A 20,548-nucleotide genomic window follows, 5' to 3' on the forward strand; every position below is an offset into this window, starting at 1 on the left:
GAAAGCCTCGGGACCGCAGCGATCTGGCCGGAATCGGCGGTTGGCACGACCGTCGCTATTGGTGGGGGTCGTGGCCGTCATTTCCTCCGCCTGCATCGTCTCGGATCCGGCGGAATACGGCGTGGCCAAGCAGACGCCCCCGTTCTTGAACGCAACCAAAGCCCTCCCCAGCGTGCTCAAGACCCACCCCGTCAAGCTGGGCGAGACCATTCACTTCAACGTGCCGCTGCGCTCCGAGGACGCCGGCGAAGAGCTCCTGGCCCAGGTCTTCGTCGACCGTGGCGTGCCCCAGAAGGAGAACCCGCGCGGATTCCGCGAAATCGCGCCGGGACGGCTCGACGACGGGGAGCGCCCCATCGACATTCCCGTTGACGTCGTGGTGGCGGATCCGGGTTGCCACTCGCTGACCATGGTGGTCACCCACAAGAGCAATCTGGACGAGAAGAACCAGCCGAAGAAGGACGACGACACCGCCGTCCTCACCTGGTGGGTCAACGTCGACGACGACGAAGGGAAGACTCTGATGGGTGAGTGCCCCTCGAGCGGAGGCACGAACTGATGCGGGCCTTGCCACTACTTCTTCTGTCGGCGTTCGCCCTCGGCTGCTCGGTCGATGCGCTCGAGGACAAGACCATCGACCCTACGGCAAACACTTGCCAGTCCGACACCGACTGCGGCACCGGCAAGTGCAACCAAGACCTCGGCATCTGCCACGCAGAGCAGGGGCAGTTCGCCAAGGTGCTGTTCGAGGTCACGCCGCCGGCGGACGCCGACCGCTACGGCGGCCTGTCTTTCATCGTGCCGTCGGAGATCGCCAGCAGCGGCGGCGAGCTGGGTCTCGCCCTGGGCGTGGTGAGCAAGGTCACCGGTACCGTGCAGCCGCAGAAGGCGGACTACCAGGGCAGCTGCACGGTCGCCTACGGACTGTCCAACGAGAGCCCCACACCGCCGGTGAAGGTGACGTTCAGCTCCACCACGACCATCCTGGGCCTGCCCGCACCGCGTTACACGGCCAAGACCGCCTTCAATTCCAAGTCCGGACAGTTCGAGTTCGAGGCCTGGCTGCCGCCGGACGACTACGACGTCTACATCTCGCCGCTCACCGACGAGAAGAACACCAGCCCGAGCTCCTGCACCGTGGTGCCGCAGCTCGTGCGCGGCGTGACGGTGGACGCTGGCGACGTGGAGGCGAAGATCCCGCTCCAGGCGCCCAAGCTCCTGGAGGTCGAGGTGCTCCTGCCGAAGTCGGGCGTCACAGCGGCGGACAAGACTCCGCTCGCGGACTGGGGGATCGACGTCATCGACCCGGTGAGCGGCCAGGTGCTCTCGGCGCCAGCAAAGCTCGAGCTCGCCTCGCAGGACGCTACGAGCCAGCACTACATCGCCGCGGTGGAGTACTCCGAAGCGTCAGGCGACGGCTCCCAGGCCGGCAAGGAGCTGGTGCGCCTGCGTCCTCCGGCGGGCGCGGACAAGCCCACGCTGGTGCTGGAGCGCGCAGCCCTCGAGCTGTTCACGCCCGGCAAGGCCACCATCGAGGCGCAGAAGCAGCTCTGGCCGGAAGCCGTGGTGCTCGATCAGATCAGCCTGTTCGGCACCAACGGCGCTCCGTTCGAGCAGCTGGCGGCGGCGCGCTTCGTCTCGACCAAGCTGGACCTCGCCACGAGCGGGGGCACGAGCCAGAGCGGCCTGGCGTTCTTCGAGAAGACGGTGGAGGTCCAGCACGGCGTCGCCACCAACGTCCAGCTCTTGCCGGGCGAATACGACGTGTTCGTCTCGCCGCCGGCGGCCTCCGGCTTCGCTACGACTCGCGCCAAGCTCAGCGTCGCCTCCGGCCAGCCCAAGCAAGGCGGCAAGAGCGTGACGCTGGAGCTGGTCTCCGACGTCGGCGGCAGCGTGCTGATCCCGGGCGGCGGCAAGGTCGCCGCCGGCGCCACCGTCCAGGCCGCCGCGTCCCCCGTGCCGCCCACACCCCTGGAGATCGCCGTGGGCGCCGTGCCGTTCGCTCCGAAGGCGTCGTCGGGCATCGTCGGCGAGAGCGGGTCGTTCTCCCTCGAGGCCGATCCCGGTGTGTTCGACTTCTCGATCCGCCCTCCCGACGGCACCGGCTTCGCGTGGCTGGTCCGCCCCAACGTCGAGGTTCAGAGCGGCGTTCACGACCTGGGCGCGATGACGCTGCCGCTGCCGGTGGTTTACCAGGGCCTGATCACCGTTCCGGGCGCGGAGGCGCCGCTGCCGGTGCCCGGCACGCTGATCCGCGCCTTCATCTACCTGAACGAGTCGGGCTACACCGAGGACCGCGCTGGCGCGAAGTCCGTGGTGCAAATCGCCGAGGCGCGCGCCGACGATAGCGGGAACTTCCAGCTGCTCTTGCCGGCCAACCTGAACTGAGCTGGTTCCGCCGCGGCTGGCGTAATAGGCTATTTGGCGTGAAGCGCGCGCCGCTCCGTCCCGTGAGCGAGTCCCCGGTACCCGAGGCGGAGAACGCTGGCGCCGCGCAGCGCGATCTCGCTGCGGCGTTGCACGAGGTCGGCAACGCGCTGACGGTCGTGCTCGGCTGGCTCGACATCGCTCGGGGTCGTGCCGATGACGGTCCGGCCCGGGATGCCCTGGAGGTGGCCGCCAGCTACGCGCGCCTCGGCCATGGAATGGCGCGGCGGGCCATCGGCAGCGACGACGGCTCCTCGGACGTGGAGAAGAGCGCCGCCGCCCTGGCCCGAGCCGCCGTGCTCGGGGTAACGCCCGCCGCCGAGCGCAAGGGGGTCGGCGTACACTTCGAGACCAACACCGGGCTCGACGACTGGGTCGCCGACGGCGACGCCGTGGTCCGCATCCTGCTCAACTTGCTGCTCAACGCCGTAGCGTTCTCGCCGGCCGGAGGCGTCGTCACGCTGTCGCTCGGCGAGACCGATGGCTCACTGGCCTTTCGCGTCAGCGACGAAGGCCCGGGGATCGAGCCCGAGCGCGCGGTTTCTCTCTTCCTCGCGCCGGACTCCACGCGCCCCGGCGGGACCGGCATCGGTCTCGTTCACTCTGCGGCCGTCGCGCGCGAGCGCGGAGGCGAGCTCGGTCTCGCGCGGTCCGGTCCGGGCGCGTGCTTCGAGCTGATCTGGCCCAAGAGCGACACCAAGAGCGGGGCCCGCCACCCGACCTTGCCCGCCCGGCTCGAGGGCGCGCGCGTGCTGGTGCTCGAGGACGACCCCGCCGTGCTGGGCCTGATCGAGCTCGCCCTCGAGACCCGCGGCGCCAGGGTGGTCAGCATCTCCAGCGCCGACGACCTCTCGTCCTTCGACCTCCGCGCCGGCCTCTCCGCTGCGCTGTTCGACCTCTCTCCCATCGCCAGCGATCCAACCGGCGCGCTCGGCACGCTGCGCCAGCGTGCCGGCGACGTGCCCGTGGTGCTGATCAGCGGCTCACCCACCGGCGTGCCCGAGCCGCTCCAAGACGAGATTCAGGCCTGGATCCGCAAGCCCTTCGAGATGGGCGAGGTGATCGAGGTGCTCCGCGGTCTGCTCGTTCGCCGCTGAAATCCCAGCGGATCGCGCGGCGTCTTGACTTTATCGGCGCTCCGCCTACTTTCCCGTCCCCACGCGAAGGTGGCGGAACTGGCAGACGCACTAGCTTGAGGTGCTAGCGGGGTAACTCCCATGGAGGTTCAAGTCCTCTCCTTCGCACTGAACGATCTCGATGGCTTGCGGCGCAACCGAAAAGACCTCGCGCCGTTGAAGACCGACCTTCCCCGAAATTCTTCCCCGAAACTCTAAAGCGCGCGGCGCGGCTGCTGCCGCTGACAAGACCCCTGAGGTGGTTCCGTGCTCGGCCCCTTTGTGGGAGGCCGAGCTACGGGCGTCTTATGCTTCTCGGCGCCCGGTGACCCCATGAAGGCGAGATACCTCGAGGTGACGTACAGCAGGGGGAAGGCACTGGCAGCGTACCTGTACTTGCCGCGCGTGACGGGCGTTCGGGCGGCGCGGACTGATGAGGGCGGGCGAGGAGTCCGAGTGGACTACGACGCGAGCGGGAAACCGATCGGGTTGGAGCTGATGGCGCCCTCGGACGTGACTCTTGCTGACGTGAACGCCGTGCTCGCCCGGATCGGTGAGCCGGAGCTCGCGCCCGAGGAGTGGGCCCCGCTCTGCAACGTGTGACCGCCGGCGAGGGGCTTTCTCTGCGTAGCTGGACGGGATCGTTGCCCGCGCCTATCCTTTGGAGATGGAGCGCAGGCACACCAAACTCGAGCGCATCACCTTCGACCCAGAGAAGTGTGGCGGGAAGGCCTGCATCCGTGGGCTTCGGGTCACGGTCGAGTCCATCGTCGCCTCGCTGGCTTCCGGGATGACCACCGCGCAGATCCTCGTGGAGTGGCCGGAGCTGGAGGAAGAGGACATCCGGCAGGCTCTGACTCTCGCCGCTTGGTCGGTGGGGGAGCAGGTTCTCGAGGTCGCCTGAGTGCCGGCTCCGGCCTTTCTCGTCGACATGAACCTGCCGGCGTCGGTCGCGCGCGTGCTGACTGCCGCCGGCTTTCCCACGGCACACGTGAGGGAACGAGGTCTCGGGGCCGCGAGCGACGAGGCGATCGTCGATCACGCGCGCGAGAGGGGAGAAGTCATCATCACGAATGACCTCGACTTCGGCAGGATCCTCGCCGTTCAAGGCACCAGTACCCCCTCGGTCGTCGTTCTCCGGTTGCGGGACGTGAGACCGGATCGCATCGCCCAAGTGCTTGCAGCGCGGCTGCCCGCGGTGACCGACGTGCTCATCTCGGGCGCGATCGTGTTGATCGACGACAGCTCCGTCAGGATTCGCGCCCTCCCTGTTGCCGGCTCGCCGAAGTGAGCGAGGGCGGTCGCACTCCGCTACGCCGCCGCCTGCAATTCGCTCTGTGCGCTGGTCCATGACGCGCGCGCGCAGTCCTTGATCACGAGCAACACCCTCTCCGCCGCCGCGCGATTCGGCCGCGCGTACTTGTTCGTCGTCGTGATCTGCTTGTGCCCGAGCAGGTACGCGACTCCCACCAAGTTGCCGGACTCCGCCCACTGCGTCGCCCGCGCGTGACGCAGGTCGTAGCCCGCGAAGGTCTTCGCCTTCTCTGGTGTCAGGGCGACCGCCGCAGCCTTCTCGAGCTGATCGCGGTAGTCGTGCTTGCCGAAAATGATCCCTGCCTCCGGGCACACGGAGTCGAGAGCGGCGCGCGCGCCATCAGTGAGCGGTAGCTCGCGCCCGAACCGGATCTTGTCGATCTCGTCGGTGATGATCAGCACCGAGCCCCCGCGAACGAAGTTCTCCGGCACCGAGAGCCGGTCGATGGTCTTTGGTCGGAGCGCGGTCTCGAAGGCGAAGCGGAATCGAGCGCGCACCGGGAACGGATCGACCTTCTTGCTCGACGACCATTCCGGCAGCGCGGCAATGACCGCCAGTGCTTCTTCGGCGGAGAGGGGTGTGGGCTTCGAACGGCGTGGCAGCTTGAATGGAGTTCCGGTCGCGCGCTTCGCTGGCGGCGGGACGCGGGGCGCGCGGGTGAGCATGCCCTGTTCTTCGCACCAACCCACCAACCGACGAAGCGCGCTGAGTTCCTTCTGCACCGTCTGCCGCCTCACCGAGCCCAGGCGTTCTCGCGCGTAACGCGCGCAAGACGCGTCAGTGATCTGAGTGGGCCGTCGAGCCAGCGTCGAACGCGGCCGATGCCAGGAACGGGATGCCACAACCCATGCCACAGACGTCTTCTGATTCCTCGCACGCGCCGAGCATCAAGACGCCGACCGCCAGAAACCCGGGGAGAAACTGTGACATTGCCAATGCAACGGTTCGGGAAGTTCCAGCTGCTTCGCAAAAGAAGCGAGCTGCTGAAGTCGTATTGGACGACCTCGTAGCGCGCAACCTCCACGCAGATGTCGGCTGGGCTCCTAGGTACTTGCCGGTGCGGCCTGACAATCACCGCAGAAACCCGGCGGCACGCCGGCGCCATTGGCACGGCCCCCCACAAAGGGGCCGTGCACGGAACCACGCCTGAAGTCTTGGCAGCGGCAGCGGCCGTGCAGTGGTGTTTCGGGGAAGCTTCCCCGAAACCGGTGCCTCAGCACGCGTTCGCAGGCGTCGTCGTGCATCAAAGCCCGCAGAAATCCTGCTGCGCCGCGCGACGCCGCCGCCTTGAGGTGCTAGCGGGGTAACTCCCATGGAGGTTCAAGTCCTCTCCTTCGCACCGAGCCCCGGCGAGCTACGTCGGGGCTCTCACTTGCAGCACAGCGCTGCGCCGCAGGTTTCGCTCACCGAGTCCGTGCAGGCGTCGGAGGACCAGTTGCAGTTTGGGACGAGCGACGTGCGGATGTAGTAGGGCGAGGCGGTGCCTTGCACGTGCACGTAGAGGTTGTTGGTGGTGCCGCAGGCGCAGGCCGCGGCGCCGCCGTTGCAGTTGCAGCCCGCCGTGGAGAGGTAGCTGAAGGTGCCGGCGGCGCAGAGCGTGGCGGGTGAGCATAGACCCCAGCCGGCGCCCAGCGCGGTGCAGGCCGCCTGCGCGGCGGACTGCGCCATGCCGGACTTGTTCGCCATGTAGACGCAGGTGCCGTTGACGGTCGTGCCGGGGCAGGTCCCGCCCGAGCCGCCCGAGCCGCCGGTCGCGCCGCCCGAGCCGCCGGTCGCACCGCCCGAGCCGCCCGTCGTGCCGCCGCTGCCGCCGGTCGCGCCACCCGAGCCGCCGGTCGCACCACCCGAGCCGCCGGTGCTCCCGCCGCTGCCGCCCGTTGCGCCGCCCGAGCCTCCGCTGCCGCTCGCGCCGCTCGCGCCGCCGCCGGAGCTGCCGCCGGTGGGCCAGCCGCCGCCGCTGCCGCTGACGCCGCCGCCGGAGCCGCCGCCGCCGCCCGCACCGCCCGAGCCGCCGCTCGCGCCACCGCCGCCGCCGGCGCTCGAGCCAGCAGCGCCAGCAGCGCCGCCCTCACCGATGCTGTCGTCCGTGCCCGTGGCGCAGCCCGCGCCGAAGAGCCAGAACGCAGAGACCGCCAGCGCGGAAGCAAGCCAAGAGCGCATGCGCAAAACCTACCACGCCGCCCGAGGCAGCGTCACTGCCCCGAGCGCGCCGCCCAGCTCCGCCGCGCTCGAGTAGCGCTCCTTGGGCTCGCGCCGGAGCGCCCGTGTGACGACGGCGTCGAGGGCGTGCGGCAGCTCCGGCGACAGCTCGCTCGGGGGAGGGATCCGCGCCTCGACCACCGCCAAGAGCGTCTGGGGCTCCGTCTCGCGCTTGAACAGGCGCCGCCCGGTCAAGAGCTCGTGCAGGACCACACCCAGCGAGAACACGTCGGCGCGACGATCCACGGGCTTGCCCTCGAGCTGCTCGGGCGCCGCGTACGCCACCTTGCCGAGCAAGAGCCCGTTGCTGGGCCCGGCCGGGCGCGTGACCCCGAAGTCGATCAACTTCACCTGCCCGTCGTCGGAGAGCAGGATGTTGTCCGGGTTCACGTCGTGGTGCACGAGCCCGAGCTCGTGGACGTAGTGGAGCGCCTCGGCGACCGACTTCACGATCGCCAGAACCTCGGCGATCGGCAGACGCTGGCCCTGCGCCGCGAGGCGCTCGGTGGTGCGGGAGAGATCCAGCCCTGACACGTACTCCGTGGCCAGGAATGATCTGCCATCGACCTCGCCGCGATCGACGACGCGCGCGACGCTCGCGTGCTCGAAGCGCGAACCGAGCTCGGCTTCGGCACGGAACTGCTCGACCCGCTCCGGGTCGGCGCACAGCTCCGGCAGCAGCAGCTTGAGCGCGAAACGGCGGCCGGGCGCGTCGCGCCGCTCCGCCAGCTGGACCTCGGACATGCCGCCGAAGGCCAGGCGCCCGAGCAGCGAGTAGCTCCCGAACACCGTCATTTCACAGCGAGAGCGCGCCCTCGAGCTTCTCGATCATCCCCACGCGCCAGCGCGTGACGGCGCTCGTCCCATCGAGGAGAGAGCGCGTCTCGTCCAGCACGCGCTCGAGCGTGAAGCGCTGGATGGCAGGATCGGAGGTCGGCATGCCGCCTTCGACCTGCTGCGGGAGCCAGGCGACCATCTGATCCGTTTGCCCGCCGAGCAAGGCGTCGAGCGCGGCCAGCCCGAGCCGGCCAGCGACCATGCGGTCCTGGTAGGTCGGGTTGCCGCCGCGCACCAGGTGGCCGAGCACGGTGGCGCGCACCTCGAGACCGGGCAGGTCGGTTCGGAGCTCGTCCTCGACCAGGCGCACCAGACGCGTGCACGGCACCTCGACGCCTTCGGCCTTGATCACCAGCACGCGGCGCTTGTCGCCTTTGTTGGCGAAGCCGCGGCGCAACAGATCGGCGACGGTCTTCACCAGCTCCGCTTCGCTCCGCCCTTGTTCTCGGAACAGGATCCCGTCGGCGCCGACCGCGACCGCCGAGGCCATCGCCAGGTAGCCCGAGTGTCGTCCCATGACCTCGACGATGAAGGCGCGGCGGTGCGAGCGGGCGGTGTCGCTGATGCGATCGCAGGCTTCGACGATCACGTTGAGCGCCGTGTCCACGCCGATGGCGGTGGAGGTGCAGCCGACGTCGTTGTCGATGGAGGCCGGGACGCCCATGACCTTCACGCCGGTCTCCTGGGCCAGCTTGTGGGCGCCGGTGAGGGAGCCGTTGCCGCCGATCACGATCAAGCCCGCGAAGCCGTCGAGCCGTGCGGCGGCCGCGGCGCGGCCTTCGGGCGTGACGAAACGAGCGCAGCGCGAGCTGCCGAGCCAGGTGCCGCCGAGGTTGCCCGTCAGGCCGAGCTCCGGCGTGGTCGCCAGGCCGCCCGCGGTCTTGCGGGTGAGCGGCCGCGTACGGCCGTCGATCAGCCCGTCGTAGCCGTCTTCGAAGCCGATCACCTCGACGCCGTGGACGGCGGCGACCTTGGCGATGGTGCGGAGCGCGGCGTTCATCCCGGGCGCGTCCCCGCCCGAGGTCAGTACTGCGATGCGAGGCATGCTGGAGTGCCCTCCTGTTGACATCAGTAGTCGACCACGAGCTCGGGGCCGAGGGTGCCGTTCTCGGTGGCCACGAAACCGTACCAGCGGGACTTGCCCGCCGGGTCTTCGCTCTCGTCCAAGTAGCGGAGCTCGAAGGCGGCCGCGTCACCCTGGCTCTGAGCGGCCTTGGCCGCATTCGACACGTCCTTCTGAGCCCAGCCGAGCGCGCTCGTCGGCGTGACCAGAGTGCCATAGCTCGTGCCGAGCGCGAGGTTCCAGCTCTGTGCGGTCAGCTGGTTGAAGTCGGGGATGGCCCAGAGCCCCACGCCGGCGTTCGGCTCGGCCTTCTGGGCGTAGTAGAGCCTGAGCGTCGCCTTCTTCACCGGGCCCGGCACCGGTCCGAGATCGAAGCGCACGAAGGCCCGGTAGGTGGACAGCCCGTTGCAGGGCACGTCGCGGCCCGCGTGGATCGCCTTGTAGGAAGACTGCTGGTACGAATCGTGGACGGTCTTGCCGCAGAGATCCGGGTGGGCGAGGAAGCCGTCGCCGGCCAGCGCCAGGCCGGGCTCGAGCGTGACGGTGCCGCTCGAGATGCCGCCGGTTCCGGCGCCGCCGCCCGTGGAGCTGCCGTCGCCCGCCGCGCCGCCCGAGCTGCCGCCGCCGGCCCCGCCGCTGTCGCTCCCGCCGGTCGCGCCGCTGTCGCCCCCGCCGGTCCCGCCATATCCAGGGAATCCGCCGCCGTCGATCCCCGAGCCGCCGCCCCCGGTCGCGCCACCGTCGCGCTCGTCCACGTCGGAGATGCCGAGGCAGGCGGTCAGCGAGGCGGCCATCACCACCCACCCCATCCTGCCCGATCCTGCGGATTTCACGGCACCCTCGCGCTCGACCTCCGGAGTCTACCGGCGACGCACCGGCGGTCAACGCGCCGGCGTTCCGCCGATGGTATAGTTTTCGCGGTGTCCAGGATCTCGGCTCCGTTCCCGGAGCGCGTGGGATGGTACGAGCTGCTCGCACCGATCGGTGCAGGCGGCATGGCCACCGTGTACCTGGGCGTCGCCGCGCGTGATGGAGGTTTTCAGCGCCACGTCGCCGTGAAGATGATCCACGGCACCGCCGAGACCGACGCGCAGCTCGCGAACGACCTGCTCAAGGAGGCCAAGCTCGCGGCCAAGATCCGCCACCCGAACGTGGTCCCGGTGCTCGACGTCGGCGAAGACCCCTACGGCCTCTTCTTGGTGATGGAGTACGTCGAGGGAGACACCCTCGCGGGGCTCCGGCGCGCGGCCAAGCGCGCGGGGGAGCGCATTCCGGAGCCGGTCGCGCTGCGCATCGTGACCGACGCTCTGGCGGGGCTCCACGCCGCGCACGAGCTGAAGGATCGCGATGGCGACACCCTTGGGGTGGTGCACCGCGACTTTTCCCCGCACAACATCCTGGTGGGGACCGACGGCGTCAGCCGGCTCACGGACTTCGGCATCGCGAAGGTCGCGTACACCGCGGGACACACCCGCACCGGGAAGATCAAGGGCAAGATCGCCTACATGGCGCCGGAGCAGGCGCGGGGCGCCAAGGTCGATCGGCGGTGCGACGTGTGGGCGGCGGGCGTCGTGGCCTGGGAAGCGCTGGTGGGCGAGCGGCTCTACGACACCGAGGACGAGATCGGCGCGCTGCTCAAGATCGTCAACGAAGACCCGCCACGTCTGCGCAGCGTCCGCGCCGATCTGCCGGAAGAGCTCGACGAGGCGATGCACTGGGCGCTGACCCGCGATCTGGACGCGCGCTGCCCCAGCGCCGATGCGCTCCGTCGCCGGCTGCTCTCGGCGCACCCCATCGCCGACACCGCCGAGGTGGCCGAGTTCGTGCGGCGCATCGTCGGACCCAAGCTGCTCGAGCGCGCTAAGAAGGTCGAGGAAATCCGGCGCTTGCGCGGCCAGGTCGGCGCGCTGGTGGACGCGGTGCGGGAGACCGGGGCTACGCCGTCGCCACTGGACGCACCGTCGGGCTCCTTCCGCGTGGAGGCCGTGACGGCGGAGCCCGAGGCGGAGCCCGGGCAAGCTCCGGTCCGTGAGGACACGACCGGGGCGACCATCGCCTGGAAGGAGCAAGGCGGGCACGGTCCGGTCCCGGTGACCGGTTCGGTGACGGCCTCCGTCGAGAAGAGCATCGCGGCGATCTTCTCCGACCGGCGCAACCGCGCCGCCATCATCGGCGTCGCCAGCGGGCTCGGCATCGGCGTGGTGCTGGTCAGCGTGATCCTGATGTCGGTCGGGAAACGGGCCGAGCCCGAGGCGTCGAAGAGCTCGCTCCCGGCGGTCGCGGCGGCGCCGGGTCCGACGGAGGAGCCCGCGCCTCCGCCCGCGCCGACGGAGGTGAAGGAGCACACGTTCACCATCAAGGCCAACGCCGACATCGCCACGCTCAAGGTCGCCGACAAGACCATCCAGATCCAGCCCGCCGCCCCGGAGGTCGAGCTCGATTGGCACCCGGACACGGGTGCGGTGATCGAGGCCGTTTCTGCCGACGGGCGCCGGGTCAAGAGCAAGGTCGGCGAAGGCACGAGCGAGCTCTCCCTAGAGTTCGCCAAGAAGCCGACGGGCGGCGGCACGACCGCCAAGCCCCCGCCGAAGCCAACCACGGGCGGCGGGTTCGCAGACAATCCGTACCGCAAGAAGTGAGCGACGGCTCAGCCGTAGTCGCGCAGCATCTTCTTCAGCTCGAGCTGGTGCCGCTCCTCGTTGCCGATCATGGTGCGGCAGAACTCTTCCAGGTAGATGCTGGCGTTCTCGACGGTCCCGAGCAGCTCCTTGTAGAGCTTCACGGCGTCGAGCTCGTGGTTCAGGCTCTCCTGCAGGAGCGCCTTGGTCGAGTGCTGGTACGACTCCTCGAGCGAAGCGATGCGCATCGACGGATGTCCCTCCAGCCCCGTCAGGAGCTCTCCGACCTGCTGTGCGTGGAGCAACGACTCCTGCGCTTGCCCCGTCATGAAGGCGACGATGGGGATGCGGTTCGGCCCGGTGACCATCAGCGCGTAGTGCGTGTAGCGCACGACCCCGGCGAGCTCGTGCTCCAGGATCGAGTTCAAGAGGCCCACGGTCTTCTGAACGTCGAGATCTCTGAGGGGCATGGCGGAAGTAGGGTGTCACCGCGCCGAGGCGTCAAGCCGAGGCGTGCTACAACCTGGCGATGAGCGCCGCGCCGTACGACTGCCGTGAGTGCGCGGCCTGTTGCCGCGATGCCTCCGACGGGCGAGTGGGCGTGGCCGCCGAGGATCTGGTGCGCTGGAAGCGGGAGGGCAGGCACGAAATCCTGGCTGGCATCGTGCCCGGCCACTTCGGCGAGCAAGCGTTCGCCGCTCGTCCGGACGGCTCGTGTATCCACCTGGGCGTGCCCGGGCGACCCAACGATTGCTCCGTCTACTCGACCCGCGGCGCGATCTGCCACCTCTTGCAGCCCGGCGATCCACAGTGCAAGGCCTACCGCCGCGTCGCGGGCCTGCCGACCTGAGCTAACATGTAGGCGCCTTGAGGGCGGTGAAGCGATTGCTGGGCGTGGTCGGAGTCGTGGCGCTCGCGTACGGCGCGCTCTGCGCGTTGGCCTACTTTGGCCAGCGGCGCTTGCTCTATCCCGCGCCCAAGCTCGGCGAAGAGCCGCGCATGGATGACGCGAAGCTGACCCGGGTCACGGCGCCGAGCGGGCGCACCGTCTTCGCGCTGCACGTCCCGCCCACGAAGAAGCACGCGGTCACCGTCGTGCACTTCCACGGCAACGCCGAGGAGCTCGGCCAGCTCACGCCGCTCGCCTGGTCGTTCAAGCGCGCGGGCCTGGGTTTCTTCGCGGTGGAGTACCCGGGCTACGGACTCGCCAAGGACTACGTGCCGACGGAGGAGGCCATCTACGCCGACTCCGAGGCGGCGCTCTGGCACCTGCACAACGGCCTGGGCGTGCCGACCACCGATGTGGTGCTTCAGGGTCAGTCGCTGGGCAGCGGCGTCGCCGTGGAGATGGCCAAGCGCGGCCACGGCGCACGCCTGGTCCTGATCTCGCCGTACACCAGCATCCCCGACATGGCGTCCACCACGCTGCCGATCCTGCCGGCGCGCTGGCTGATCCACGACAAGTTCGACAACGTCGCCAAGGCGCCGGGGCTGACCCTGCCCGTCCTGGTCGTGCACGGCACGGACGACGAGGTCATCCCGTACTCGATGGGCGAGCGGCTCTCCAAGGTCTTTCCCACCGCCACGCTCTACGCCGTCAAGGGCGGGCACCACAACGACCTGTTCGTGCGCGACGGACGGATCATCGTGGATCGCATCGTGGAGTTCGCGACGGCGGAGTACGGCGGCAGGTAGCGATCACTTGCGCGCCACGGCCACCAGGCGCTTCGCTTCGTTGTCGTACGGCGCGCCGGCGAGCGAGCCGTAGAGCTCGACCCGGGAGAAGCCGGACTCGAGCAGGAGGCGCGAGAGCTCGGCGCCGGAGTAGAGGCGGAGGCTCACCGGGTATTCGTAGCGACGCCCGTCGCGGTGCAGGATCCAGCGCGTGTCCACCCAGGCGAAACCGGGGCGAATGCTGCGCTCCTCGAGCAGCTCTGCGCCCTCGCCGTTCATCCACGAGCGCGGCTGGAAGATGCGCGCGATGATCTCCTTGCCGGCCATCTCCAGCACTGCGCACCCGCCCGGCGCGAGCGATTCCGCCATGTTTCGGGCCACGGCGCGCTCTTCGGCGTCGTCGGCGAAGAAGCCGAAGGTCGAGAACAGGCTGGTCACCAGCTCGAAGCTCGCCGATCGTGCGAAGCGGCGCATGTCGCCGAGCACCCACTCGATCCGGAGCCCCTCCGCCGCGGCCGCAGCGCGCCCGCGCTCGAGATACAGCGCCGTGCGATCCACGCCTGTCACGACGTAGCCCCGCCGCCCGAGCTCCAGGCTCGCGCGACCCGGGCCGCAGCCCAGATCGAGCACGCGCGCGCCGGGGGCGACACCCGAGAGCGCGAGCACGCCGTCGATCTCCGCCGCGGTGCCGGCGTTGCGCGCGGGGTTGAAGAGCACGGGCTCCACGGCAGCCCAGAATTCGTCGTCGTCGTGCCAGACCTGGCTCATGCCGGCGAAGATATCAGAACACCTCGACCAGCGACGGCGCCGCTTCCGAGCGGCCGGCGTCGGGGATCAGGCGCGCCAGCCACTCCAGCTTCGGCGCGATGCGGTACTCGATGTTGCGCTGCGGCGCGCGGCTCATCACCGGCTCCCAGCTCTGCACCCGCGGGCGACCGGCGTTGCCGGCGAGCAGCATCGGCACGCCCGTGATGGGGTCGGCCTCGTAGACGAAGAAGGCGTGGTAGTGCGGGACGTTGTAGTGATCCCACGGCGCGTAGCCGCGGATGATCACGATGGTGCCGGGCGCGTAGCGGTCGGCTTCTTTGGCCAGGTGCCGGTAGAACTCCCGCTTGAATACGTAGGGGAGTCGCTTCGGGGTGGGCAAGAGCTCGTGCTCGAACTCCTCCGGGTGGGTCTTGGTGTAGTTGATGAACGCGGTGACCTGCCGTCGGCTCTGGCCGATCAGGCCGTCGAAGTCGAGCCCGCCTTGATCGCGGCCCGGTGGCTCGCCGCGCCCTCGCCACCAGGTCCCGCTGGCGCGCTCCAGGGTCTCGGTCACGAAGTCGATGCACACCTGCGGCGGAGCCACCTGTCCGTCCGGGCGAAATACCGGGTAAAGATCGCCCTGGAACGCGAAGTGGGCCTCGCCCTTCTGGTACGCGCGGAGCCAGTGGTGCTTCAGGTGTCCGTCCTGCTGCCCCCACTCCGTCTTGGGCTCGTCGAACGGCAGCTCTTCCTCCACGGCGCGCAGCATCGCGGTGCGCAGCGCGGCGAGCACGCGCGCGCGGGTCTCGGCTCGGGCGCGGGCATCGGCGATGGCCGCGCGCTCGGCGGGCTCGACGATCTCGCAGCGTCGCTTCAAGCGCGGGCCGTCCGCCGCCAGTACCGTTCGCACCCACTTGCCCTCGTAGCGCAGGCTGGTCAAGTGCCCCTCGCTCGTCAGCCGCTCGACGCGCAGCCGTTCGAAGCCGAGCTCGTGCGCGAGGGAGCGCGTGTCGAGGTGGAGCGGGGCACGCGCGGGCTCGCCGGCGAGGCTGACCCTGTCGAAGAGCAAGAGTCGCGCGGCCTTCCCCCGGTCGGGACCGTCGGAGTACACGTACCCGCGCTGGGCGTCGCGCGCGACGGAGAGGCGCACGCTGCCGCGCTCGATGACGAGCGCTGGCTCGTCGAACAGGTGCTCGAGCCGCACCGAGTCCCAGAGCGACCAGGCGAGATCCGGCGAGTCCGCGTACAGGTAGCCGTCGCGCAAGAGCACCTCGCGCCCCACCTTCGGCGCGAAGCGGAAGCGATCGCGGATCAGCCGCAGCGTGTCCCAGGGGAAGCGCGACTCGCCGAGGGCCTTGCGATAGCCGCGCACGATCGGGCTGGGTGTGCGCTGCCACTCCGGCGGACGCACGAACAGCACGGGCTCGCCTTTGGCGCGCGCCAGCGTCTCGGCGCGCTGCTTCTCGAGCTTTGGGGTCCCTGGCAGGGCCGGGAGCTTCGAGAGGCGCGCCCATTCGGCCCGGCACGCGGCGCCGTCGTCGTGCGCGGCTGCGGGCGCCGGCGCCGGCGCCGCTTTTGGCCGAGTCACCCGTAGCGACGCGGCTAGCGCCCTCGCGGGCGAGGTGAGCCCGGTCGAGAGCGACGGCCGGGGCGCGTCGTCCACCCCGTGGCATCCGGCTAGGGCCACGCACGCGGCGGCGGCGGCGAAGCGTAACAACACGAAGGTCATCGTAATTTTCGCACACGGCCGCCGGGACGCCAGTTTTTGCCTCGAAATCGGCCACCATTCGCGAGACTCTGGCCGGCCCGCATGCGCTCCCTCGCGTTTCTGGCCGTGCTCGCGTTGGCGACCCTGATCGCCCCGGCGAGCCTCCACGCCGGCAATCCGATGGTGGTGTTTCCTCCCCGCCCCGAGCGCCTGCGAGCGCTGCGCTACCACGCCGAGGCCTCCGAGCAGTGCCTGGCGGAGCTCGGGGTGCGCGGCGCGCCCTTCACCCGCGGGCCGAAGGTGCCGACCATCGACACGCCGGTGCGTCTGACGGGACCGCTGCGCGGCGTGGTCTTCGAGATGCACCATCCCACGGTCGCTCACCCCAAGGACGGGCCGCTGATGGACTGTCGGCTCCTGCTCGCGCTCGACGACCTGGCGCTGGTCGTGGCCGATCGCGGCGTCGCGCGCGTCCGCTTCAACAGCGTCCACCGCGGACGTTGGGTACAGCGCCGCGGCTGGCGCCACGCCGCCGGGGTGGCCATCGACGTCGTCGAGATCGTGCGGAAGGACGGCGAGGTGCTGAACGTGCTTCGGGACTTCGAGGGGCACGGCATCGGCTCCCGCACCTGCGGCGAAGGGGCGCCGGAGCCCCAGAAGCCGAAGGCACTGGCGCTGCGCGAGCTGGTCTGCGCCATCGACGAGCTCGGCAGCTTCAACCTGATCTTGACCCCGCACTACGATCGCCGGCACAAAGACCACCTCCACCTCGAGGTCCGGCGGGGCATCGACTGGTTTTTGACGCAGTGAAGCCGGGCCAAGCTGTGGTAGGTAGGCGCCCCCGACGGAGAAGCATCGAATGAGCGGTCATTCCAAATGGGCCACGATCAAGCGCAAGAAGGGCGCGCTGGACGCCGCGCGCGGCCGGCTGTTCACCAAGCTCATCCGCGAGATCGTGACCGCGGCGCGCATCGGCGGCGGCGACGTCAACGCGAACGCACGCCTGCGCAAGGCGGTCAACGACGCCAAGGGACAGGCCATGCCGGCCGACACCATCAAGCGGGCCATCGGGCGCGGCACCGGCGAGATCGAGGGCGCTGCCTACGAAGAGGTGCTGTACGAGGGCACCGGCCCGGCCGGCACGCTGTTCCTGGTCGAAGGCATGACCGACAACCGCAACCGCACCGTGGCGGAGCTGCGAAAGATCTTCGAGCGCAACAACGGCCTGCTCGGCAGCTCGGGGACGGCAGGTTGGGCGTTCGATCGCCTGGGCACCATCTCGCTCGACAAGGAGCAGGTCAGCGAAGACAAGCTGATGGAGGCGGCGGTCGAGGCGGGAGCCGACGACTACCGCGACGAAGGCGACCTCTGGGTGGTCTACACCCCGAAGGAGCAGCTGTACGAGGTCGTGGCAGCGCTCGAGAAGGCCGGTCTGCCCTTGGGCGAGAGCAAGATCGCCTACGTCCCGAAGAACAAGAAAGAGGTCGCCGGGCGGGACGCCGAGGTTTGTCTGAACCTGGTGGACGCGCTCGACGAGCACGACGACGTGCAGAGCGTGTTCTCGGACTTCGACGTCTCGGACGAAGAGCTCGCGCGCATTGGCGGTGGCTGACCGCCGCGCGCTGTTTTGGCTGGCGCTCGGGGCGACCTTCGGTTGCGCCCGAGCAGCGGAGCCGGTGGGCGCTCCTCCGAGCCTGCCCGGCCCCGCGGCGAGCTCGGCGCGCGCTCCGGTGCAGGTAGCGCCGGACCACCGACCCGCGCTCGCGCTAACGCTCTCGCCGAAGCTCATGCCCGCCCCCGTGGTCGCGGTCACGCTGGAGCTCCGCGGGCCTCCGGACGAGCTCCGTCGTCTCTCGCTCGCGCGCGCACCGGGGAGCGGCGTCTCGGCCATCGCCGCGCGGGACCTCGAGGGCCCCATCGGCGTCGAGCTCAGTGCCGAGGGAGACGGCCTCGTGCTCGCGCTCGCGCGCGCGCCGTCGCCGCCGCTCAGCTTGAGCTACGAGCGCGCTGCCAGCGCCTTCTCATCGGGGCCGCTCGGCGTCTTCCTGGATCCGAACCGGCTGGCGGCCGCGGGGGACGCGCTCTTCGCGCTGCCGGCGGCGTGGGCCGATCGACAGGTGCCGACCCAGCTCGGCATCGAAGCCCAGAAGCTGCATCCCGACGCCCGCGGGGCGTCCGGCTTCGGCGTGGGCGAGCGCCGCACGCTCACGCTCTCCGGCGCAGCGCTCCGGCGCATGAGCTTCCTGGCGGGACCGATGGGCCACGCGGTGCTCGACGGACCGGAGGGACACGACGAGGTGGCTTGGCTCGGCTACACGAGCTTCGATCCGCGCTCTGTCGCCGCCGAGGTCGCCAGCTTCCGCAGCGCCGCGCGCGAATACTTGGGAGAGAAGAGGAGCGCGCCCTTCACCTTGCTCCTCGTCTCCGACGGGCGCCCCGCGGGGAGCTTCGAGGCCATGCGTCAGAGCGCCAGCGTGCTCCTCCACGTCGGCGTGAACCAGAGCTACGGCGGTCCGCTGCGCGTCGCGTTGGCGCACCAGCTCTTGCGAGAGTGGATGGGCCCGGCGCTCTGGATCGGGCCGCCTGGCGCGGAGTCTCTGTGGTTCGTGGAGGGGGTCACGCGCTTCTTGGCACGGGAGCTGTGCTTTCGCTTCGGCCTGCTCACGCCCGGGGAGTACCTGGCCGAGGCCGACGAAATCGAGCGCCTGGTCGTGACCTCGCCCCACGCGCTCTTGGGCAACGCCGAGCTCGCGAAGCGGGCGGCGGAGCCCGACGTGGCGGCGCTCCTGGTCGCGCGCGGCGCGCGCCACGCGACCAGTGCGGACTCGCTCATTCGTGGAAAATCCAAGGGCAAGCGCTCGCTCGACGGCGTGTTGCGCGAGCTCTACCGGAAACCGCAGCCGTTGCCGGAGAGCGCCTGGGTGGACGCCCTCGAGCGCGAGCTCGGCGCGGGTGGCGGCGAGCTCTTCCGCGAAGAGATCGGCGCAGGTCGGATGCGGGGGCTGCCGAACGACGCGTTGGGCCCGTGCTTCGTGGCGGGGCCGCGCCGCTTCGAGAGCTTCGCCCTCGGATTCGAGCGCGACGCTGGAGGCTCGGTGACACGCGTCGCGACCGGTGGGGCTGCCGAGCGCGCCGGAGTCCGCGTCGGGGATCGCGTCGTGTCCCTGTTGCACCAGCCCGGTTCGCCGTCGGTGCCGGTGCGGCTTCAGATCGAGCGCGCCGGCTCGAAGCGAGAGCTCGAGTACCGCCCCGTCGGCCCAGTCTTCGCCGGGCGCGGCTTCTCGCGCCTGCCACGCGTGCCGGACGAGCGCTGCGCGCGCAAGTGACTCAGCGCGCCCGACGCGCGACGCGCTGGAGCTGCCGGGCCAGGGTCACGCCCCGCAGCCGCTCGAGGGCCTCGGGGAAGGTGTCCACCACCGCCACGTAGCGGGCCAGCCGCTGCTCGTCCACGCCGCCGACCTTCGCCACGGCCTCCTCGAGATCCTGCGCGAGCTCCTGCGTCGGCGCACTGGCGCAGGCCGTCAAGAGGTCGAGCGCATAGTCGAGCCAGCGAGCGTCGCCAGCGCCGGCGCCGAGGAGGATGGCGTAGCGCAGCGAGGCGTCGCGATTGGCCGCGGGGATCGCTCGGCCCGCGCGGGCGTCGGCCAGCACCTTGCTGAGCTGCGACTGCAACATGGTGGCGGCCTCGTCGTAGCGCCCCGCCGCCAGCACGCGATCGACGACCCGGCCCACGAGCTCGAAGAAATCGACCGTGCGCGTCCCCGGTGCGGAGCGCTCGCTCGAGTGCGGAATGTCGTCGAGGTCTTCGTCGCTCACGCGAAGGTCCAACGACTGCGCGAACGCGAGCCGCTTGCTGTCGATGGCGACGGGTCCGCTCGCGGAGCCCAGGGCGACCTCGAGCTCCTGGTCGCCGAGCAGCACGCGATCCCCGTTGCGCAGGCTGACCGGGGCGCCGACGCGCTCTCCGTTGACGTACACGCCGTTCGAGCTGCCGAGATCCGTGAGCACCGCCGTGGTGCGCGTCACGCCGAGCTGGGCGTGGCGCCGGGACACCAGCGTGGACTCGAGCACGATGTCGCAGGAATGGTGGCGACCCAACGTGTAGGTGCCCGGGGACAACCGGAGCTCCCGGCCGCCGATGCGAACGCAGACGGCGGTGGCGGTGGACTGGATCTTGGGTGAGGCCATGGGCGGTCCGAGGGGCTCGCCGCGTCTAACCTGGTTCGCGCGCCGACGAAAGCCGCAGCGTACGCGCCGCGGGGTCGGCGTGAATTCGGGGTCTCACCACTGCCCTTGGTTCGGCCGCGAGAGCCAAGGTTCCTTCGGCGGCAGCGCGTCCCCGCGCTGGAGCAGTTCGATCGAGATCTGATCCGGCGAGCGCACGAAGGCCATGTGACCGTCCCGCGGCGGGCGCAGGATGGCGACGCCGCGCGCTTCGAGGCGCTCGCAGGTCGCGTAGATGTCGTCCACCCGGAAGGCCAGGTGCCCGAAGTTACGCCCGCCCGTGTAGGGCTCGCTCTGATCCCAGTTGTAGGTGAGCTCGAGCTCGGCGGAGTCCCCGGGCGAGCCCGTGCCCAGGAAGACCAGGGTGAAGCGCCCCTTCTCGTGCTCTTTGCGCCGGAGCTCCCTGAGGCCCAGGGCACCCACGAAGAAATCGAGGGCATCGTCGAGGTTCCGAACCCTGACCATGGCGTGCAGGAAGTGCATGGGCAGGTCATCGGATCGAATCGCGGCGACGGCAAGATCGTTCGCCAGTCTCGGCCGTACCCAACGCCAGCTTTTCAACTGTGTCGAACGCAGGTGCTCCAGGGGGTGAGGGGCGCCAGAGGAGGATTTCCATGCTTC

The 20,548-nt window shown here is 70.2% G+C and carries 22 protein-coding genes and 1 tRNA gene; 13 read left to right on the forward strand and 10 right to left on the reverse strand.

The window, feature by feature from the left end:
• Positions 1-70: 70 nt before the first annotated feature.
• The 7 genes from HS104_04770 to HS104_04800 all read left to right on the forward strand — a co-directional run bounded on the left by HS104_04770 (position 71) and on the right by HS104_04800 (position 4,833).
• A complete protein-coding gene (locus HS104_04770; protein MBE7479292.1) occupies positions 71-559 on the forward strand; it encodes a hypothetical protein in 489 nt (162 codons plus the stop codon).
• Positions 559-2,388 (forward strand): hypothetical protein, encoded by a 1,830-nt coding sequence (locus HS104_04775; GenBank protein ID MBE7479293.1) that lies wholly within the window; start codon positions 559-561, stop codon positions 2,386-2,388. Before HS104_04770 ends, HS104_04775 begins: the two co-directional genes overlap by 1 nt.
• A gap of 38 nt (positions 2,389-2,426) precedes the next feature.
• A complete protein-coding gene (locus tag HS104_04780) occupies positions 2,427-3,524 on the forward strand; it encodes a hybrid sensor histidine kinase/response regulator (protein ID MBE7479294.1) in 1,098 nt (365 codons plus the stop codon).
• 63 nt (positions 3,525-3,587) lie between these two features.
• Positions 3,588-3,671, forward strand: a tRNA-Leu gene (locus tag HS104_04785).
• Positions 3,672-3,875: 204 nt separating this feature from the next.
• Positions 3,876-4,145 (forward strand): DUF2283 domain-containing protein, encoded by a 270-nt coding sequence (locus HS104_04790; GenBank protein MBE7479295.1) that lies wholly within the window; start codon positions 3,876-3,878, stop codon positions 4,143-4,145.
• A gap of 64 nt (positions 4,146-4,209) precedes the next feature.
• On the forward strand, positions 4,210-4,446 hold the full coding sequence (locus HS104_04795; GenBank protein MBE7479296.1) for a DUF433 domain-containing protein: 237 nt from the start codon (positions 4,210-4,212) through the stop codon (positions 4,444-4,446).
• Positions 4,447-4,833 carry a DUF5615 family PIN-like protein gene (locus tag HS104_04800; GenBank protein MBE7479297.1) on the forward strand — a complete coding sequence of 129 codons (387 nt, stop codon included), beginning with the start codon at positions 4,447-4,449 and terminating at the stop codon, positions 4,831-4,833. It abuts the gene before it with no gap.
• A gap of 20 nt (positions 4,834-4,853) precedes the next feature.
• Here HS104_04800 and HS104_04805 read toward each other — a convergent pair whose 3' ends face one another.
• The 5 genes from HS104_04805 to HS104_04825 form a co-directional block, all read right to left on the reverse strand.
• Entirely contained in the window at positions 4,854-5,579 is a 726-nt protein-coding gene (locus HS104_04805; protein ID MBE7479298.1) for a tyrosine-type recombinase/integrase, read from the reverse strand.
• Between the two features lie 646 nt (positions 5,580-6,225).
• Positions 6,226-7,017: a hypothetical protein gene (locus HS104_04810; protein MBE7479299.1), complete on the reverse strand. Its 792-nt coding sequence runs from the start codon at positions 7,015-7,017 to the stop codon at positions 6,226-6,228.
• Positions 7,018-7,026: 9 nt separating this feature from the next.
• Complete coding sequence (locus HS104_04815) at positions 7,027-7,851, reverse strand: serine/threonine protein kinase (protein MBE7479300.1); 825 nt, start codon at positions 7,849-7,851, stop codon at positions 7,027-7,029.
• A gap of 1 nt (position 7,852) precedes the next feature.
• Positions 7,853-8,938, reverse strand: a complete 1,086-nt coding sequence (locus tag HS104_04820) for a 6-phosphofructokinase (protein MBE7479301.1) — start codon at positions 8,936-8,938, stop codon at positions 7,853-7,855.
• A 23-nt stretch (positions 8,939-8,961) separates the two neighbouring features.
• Positions 8,962-9,765, reverse strand: coding sequence for a DNRLRE domain-containing protein (locus HS104_04825; GenBank protein ID MBE7479302.1), 804 nt, complete (start codon positions 9,763-9,765; stop codon positions 8,962-8,964).
• Positions 9,766-9,876: 111 nt separating this feature from the next.
• On the opposite strand from HS104_04825, the gene HS104_04830 reads away from it, so the two are divergent.
• The gene (locus HS104_04830; protein MBE7479303.1) at positions 9,877-11,595 is read left to right on the forward strand and encodes a serine/threonine protein kinase; all 1,719 of its coding nucleotides are present in this window, start codon (positions 9,877-9,879) and stop codon (positions 11,593-11,595) included.
• Positions 11,596-11,603: 8 nt separating this feature from the next.
• Here the strand turns inward: HS104_04830 and HS104_04835 are convergent, their stop codons facing one another.
• Entirely contained in the window at positions 11,604-12,044 is a 441-nt protein-coding gene (locus HS104_04835) for a bacterioferritin (protein MBE7479304.1), read from the reverse strand.
• Between the two features lie 59 nt (positions 12,045-12,103).
• On the opposite strand from HS104_04835, the gene HS104_04840 reads away from it, so the two are divergent.
• Together HS104_04840 and HS104_04845 are read left to right on the forward strand one after the other, a co-directional pair.
• A complete protein-coding gene (locus HS104_04840; protein MBE7479305.1) occupies positions 12,104-12,424 on the forward strand; it encodes a YkgJ family cysteine cluster protein in 321 nt (106 codons plus the stop codon).
• Between the two features lie 17 nt (positions 12,425-12,441).
• Entirely contained in the window at positions 12,442-13,269 is an 828-nt protein-coding gene (locus HS104_04845; protein ID MBE7479306.1) for an alpha/beta hydrolase, read from the forward strand.
• Between the two features lie 3 nt (positions 13,270-13,272).
• Here the strand turns inward: HS104_04845 and HS104_04850 are convergent, their stop codons facing one another.
• Together HS104_04850 and HS104_04855 are read right to left on the reverse strand one after the other, a co-directional pair.
• Complete coding sequence (locus HS104_04850) at positions 13,273-14,016, reverse strand: methyltransferase domain-containing protein (protein MBE7479307.1); 744 nt, start codon at positions 14,014-14,016, stop codon at positions 13,273-13,275.
• Between the two features lie 13 nt (positions 14,017-14,029).
• A complete protein-coding gene (locus tag HS104_04855) occupies positions 14,030-15,583 on the reverse strand; it encodes a hypothetical protein (protein MBE7479308.1) in 1,554 nt (517 codons plus the stop codon).
• A gap of 222 nt (positions 15,584-15,805) precedes the next feature.
• On the opposite strand from HS104_04855, the gene HS104_04860 reads away from it, so the two are divergent.
• From HS104_04860 to HS104_04870, 3 genes are read left to right on the forward strand one after another with little or no spacing between them, the layout of a single operon-like run.
• Positions 15,806-16,513, forward strand: a complete 708-nt coding sequence (locus tag HS104_04860; protein MBE7479309.1) for an extensin family protein — start codon at positions 15,806-15,808, stop codon at positions 16,511-16,513.
• Positions 16,514-16,562: 49 nt separating this feature from the next.
• Positions 16,563-17,315, forward strand: coding sequence for a YebC/PmpR family DNA-binding transcriptional regulator (locus HS104_04865; protein MBE7479310.1), 753 nt, complete (start codon positions 16,563-16,565; stop codon positions 17,313-17,315).
• On the forward strand, positions 17,308-19,029 hold the full coding sequence (locus HS104_04870; protein MBE7479311.1) for a hypothetical protein: 1,722 nt from the start codon (positions 17,308-17,310) through the stop codon (positions 19,027-19,029). Before HS104_04865 ends, HS104_04870 begins: the two co-directional genes overlap by 8 nt.
• Before the next feature lies 1 nt (position 19,030).
• Here HS104_04870 and HS104_04875 read toward each other — a convergent pair whose 3' ends face one another.
• Positions 19,031-19,891, reverse strand: a complete 861-nt coding sequence (locus tag HS104_04875; protein ID MBE7479312.1) for an FHA domain-containing protein — start codon at positions 19,889-19,891, stop codon at positions 19,031-19,033.
• A gap of 93 nt (positions 19,892-19,984) precedes the next feature.
• Positions 19,985-20,410 carry a VOC family protein gene (locus HS104_04880; protein MBE7479313.1) on the reverse strand — a complete coding sequence of 142 codons (426 nt, stop codon included), beginning with the start codon at positions 20,408-20,410 and terminating at the stop codon, positions 19,985-19,987.
• Between the last annotated feature and the right edge of the window lie 138 nt (positions 20,411-20,548).

It is taken from the genome of Polyangiaceae bacterium, from assembly GCA_015075635.1.
Taxonomy (GTDB): Bacteria; Myxococcota_A; Polyangia; order Polyangiales; family Polyangiaceae; genus JADJKB01.

Excerpts from the sequence above, each read along its gene's own strand:
- HS104_04775 (MBE7479293.1), top strand. The coding sequence starts at position 559 with ATGCGGGCCTTGCCACTACTTCTTCTGTCGGCGTTCGCCCTCGGCTGC.
- HS104_04790 (MBE7479295.1), top strand. The coding sequence starts at position 3,876 with ATGAAGGCGAGATACCTCGAGGTGACGTACAGCAGGGGGAAGGCACTG.
- HS104_04795 (MBE7479296.1), top strand. The coding sequence starts at position 4,210 with ATGGAGCGCAGGCACACCAAACTCGAGCGCATCACCTTCGACCCAGAG.
- HS104_04810 (MBE7479299.1), bottom strand. The coding sequence starts at position 7,017 with ATGCGCTCTTGGCTTGCTTCCGCGCTGGCGGTCTCTGCGTTCTGGCTC.
- HS104_04815 (MBE7479300.1), bottom strand. The coding sequence starts at position 7,851 with ATGACGGTGTTCGGGAGCTACTCGCTGCTCGGGCGCCTGGCCTTCGGC.
- HS104_04820 (MBE7479301.1), bottom strand. The coding sequence starts at position 8,938 with ATGCCTCGCATCGCAGTACTGACCTCGGGCGGGGACGCGCCCGGGATG.
- HS104_04825 (MBE7479302.1), bottom strand. The coding sequence starts at position 9,765 with ATGGGGTGGGTGGTGATGGCCGCCTCGCTGACCGCCTGCCTCGGCATC.
- HS104_04835 (MBE7479304.1), bottom strand. The coding sequence starts at position 12,044 with ATGCCCCTCAGAGATCTCGACGTTCAGAAGACCGTGGGCCTCTTGAAC.
- HS104_04840 (MBE7479305.1), top strand. The coding sequence starts at position 12,104 with ATGAGCGCCGCGCCGTACGACTGCCGTGAGTGCGCGGCCTGTTGCCGC.
- HS104_04850 (MBE7479307.1), bottom strand. The coding sequence starts at position 14,016 with ATGAGCCAGGTCTGGCACGACGACGACGAATTCTGGGCTGCCGTGGAG.
- HS104_04860 (MBE7479309.1), top strand. The coding sequence starts at position 15,806 with ATGCGCTCCCTCGCGTTTCTGGCCGTGCTCGCGTTGGCGACCCTGATC.
- HS104_04865 (MBE7479310.1), top strand. The coding sequence starts at position 16,563 with ATGAGCGGTCATTCCAAATGGGCCACGATCAAGCGCAAGAAGGGCGCG.
- HS104_04875 (MBE7479312.1), bottom strand. The coding sequence starts at position 19,891 with ATGGCCTCACCCAAGATCCAGTCCACCGCCACCGCCGTCTGCGTTCGC.
- HS104_04880 (MBE7479313.1), bottom strand. The coding sequence starts at position 20,410 with ATGCACTTCCTGCACGCCATGGTCAGGGTTCGGAACCTCGACGATGCC.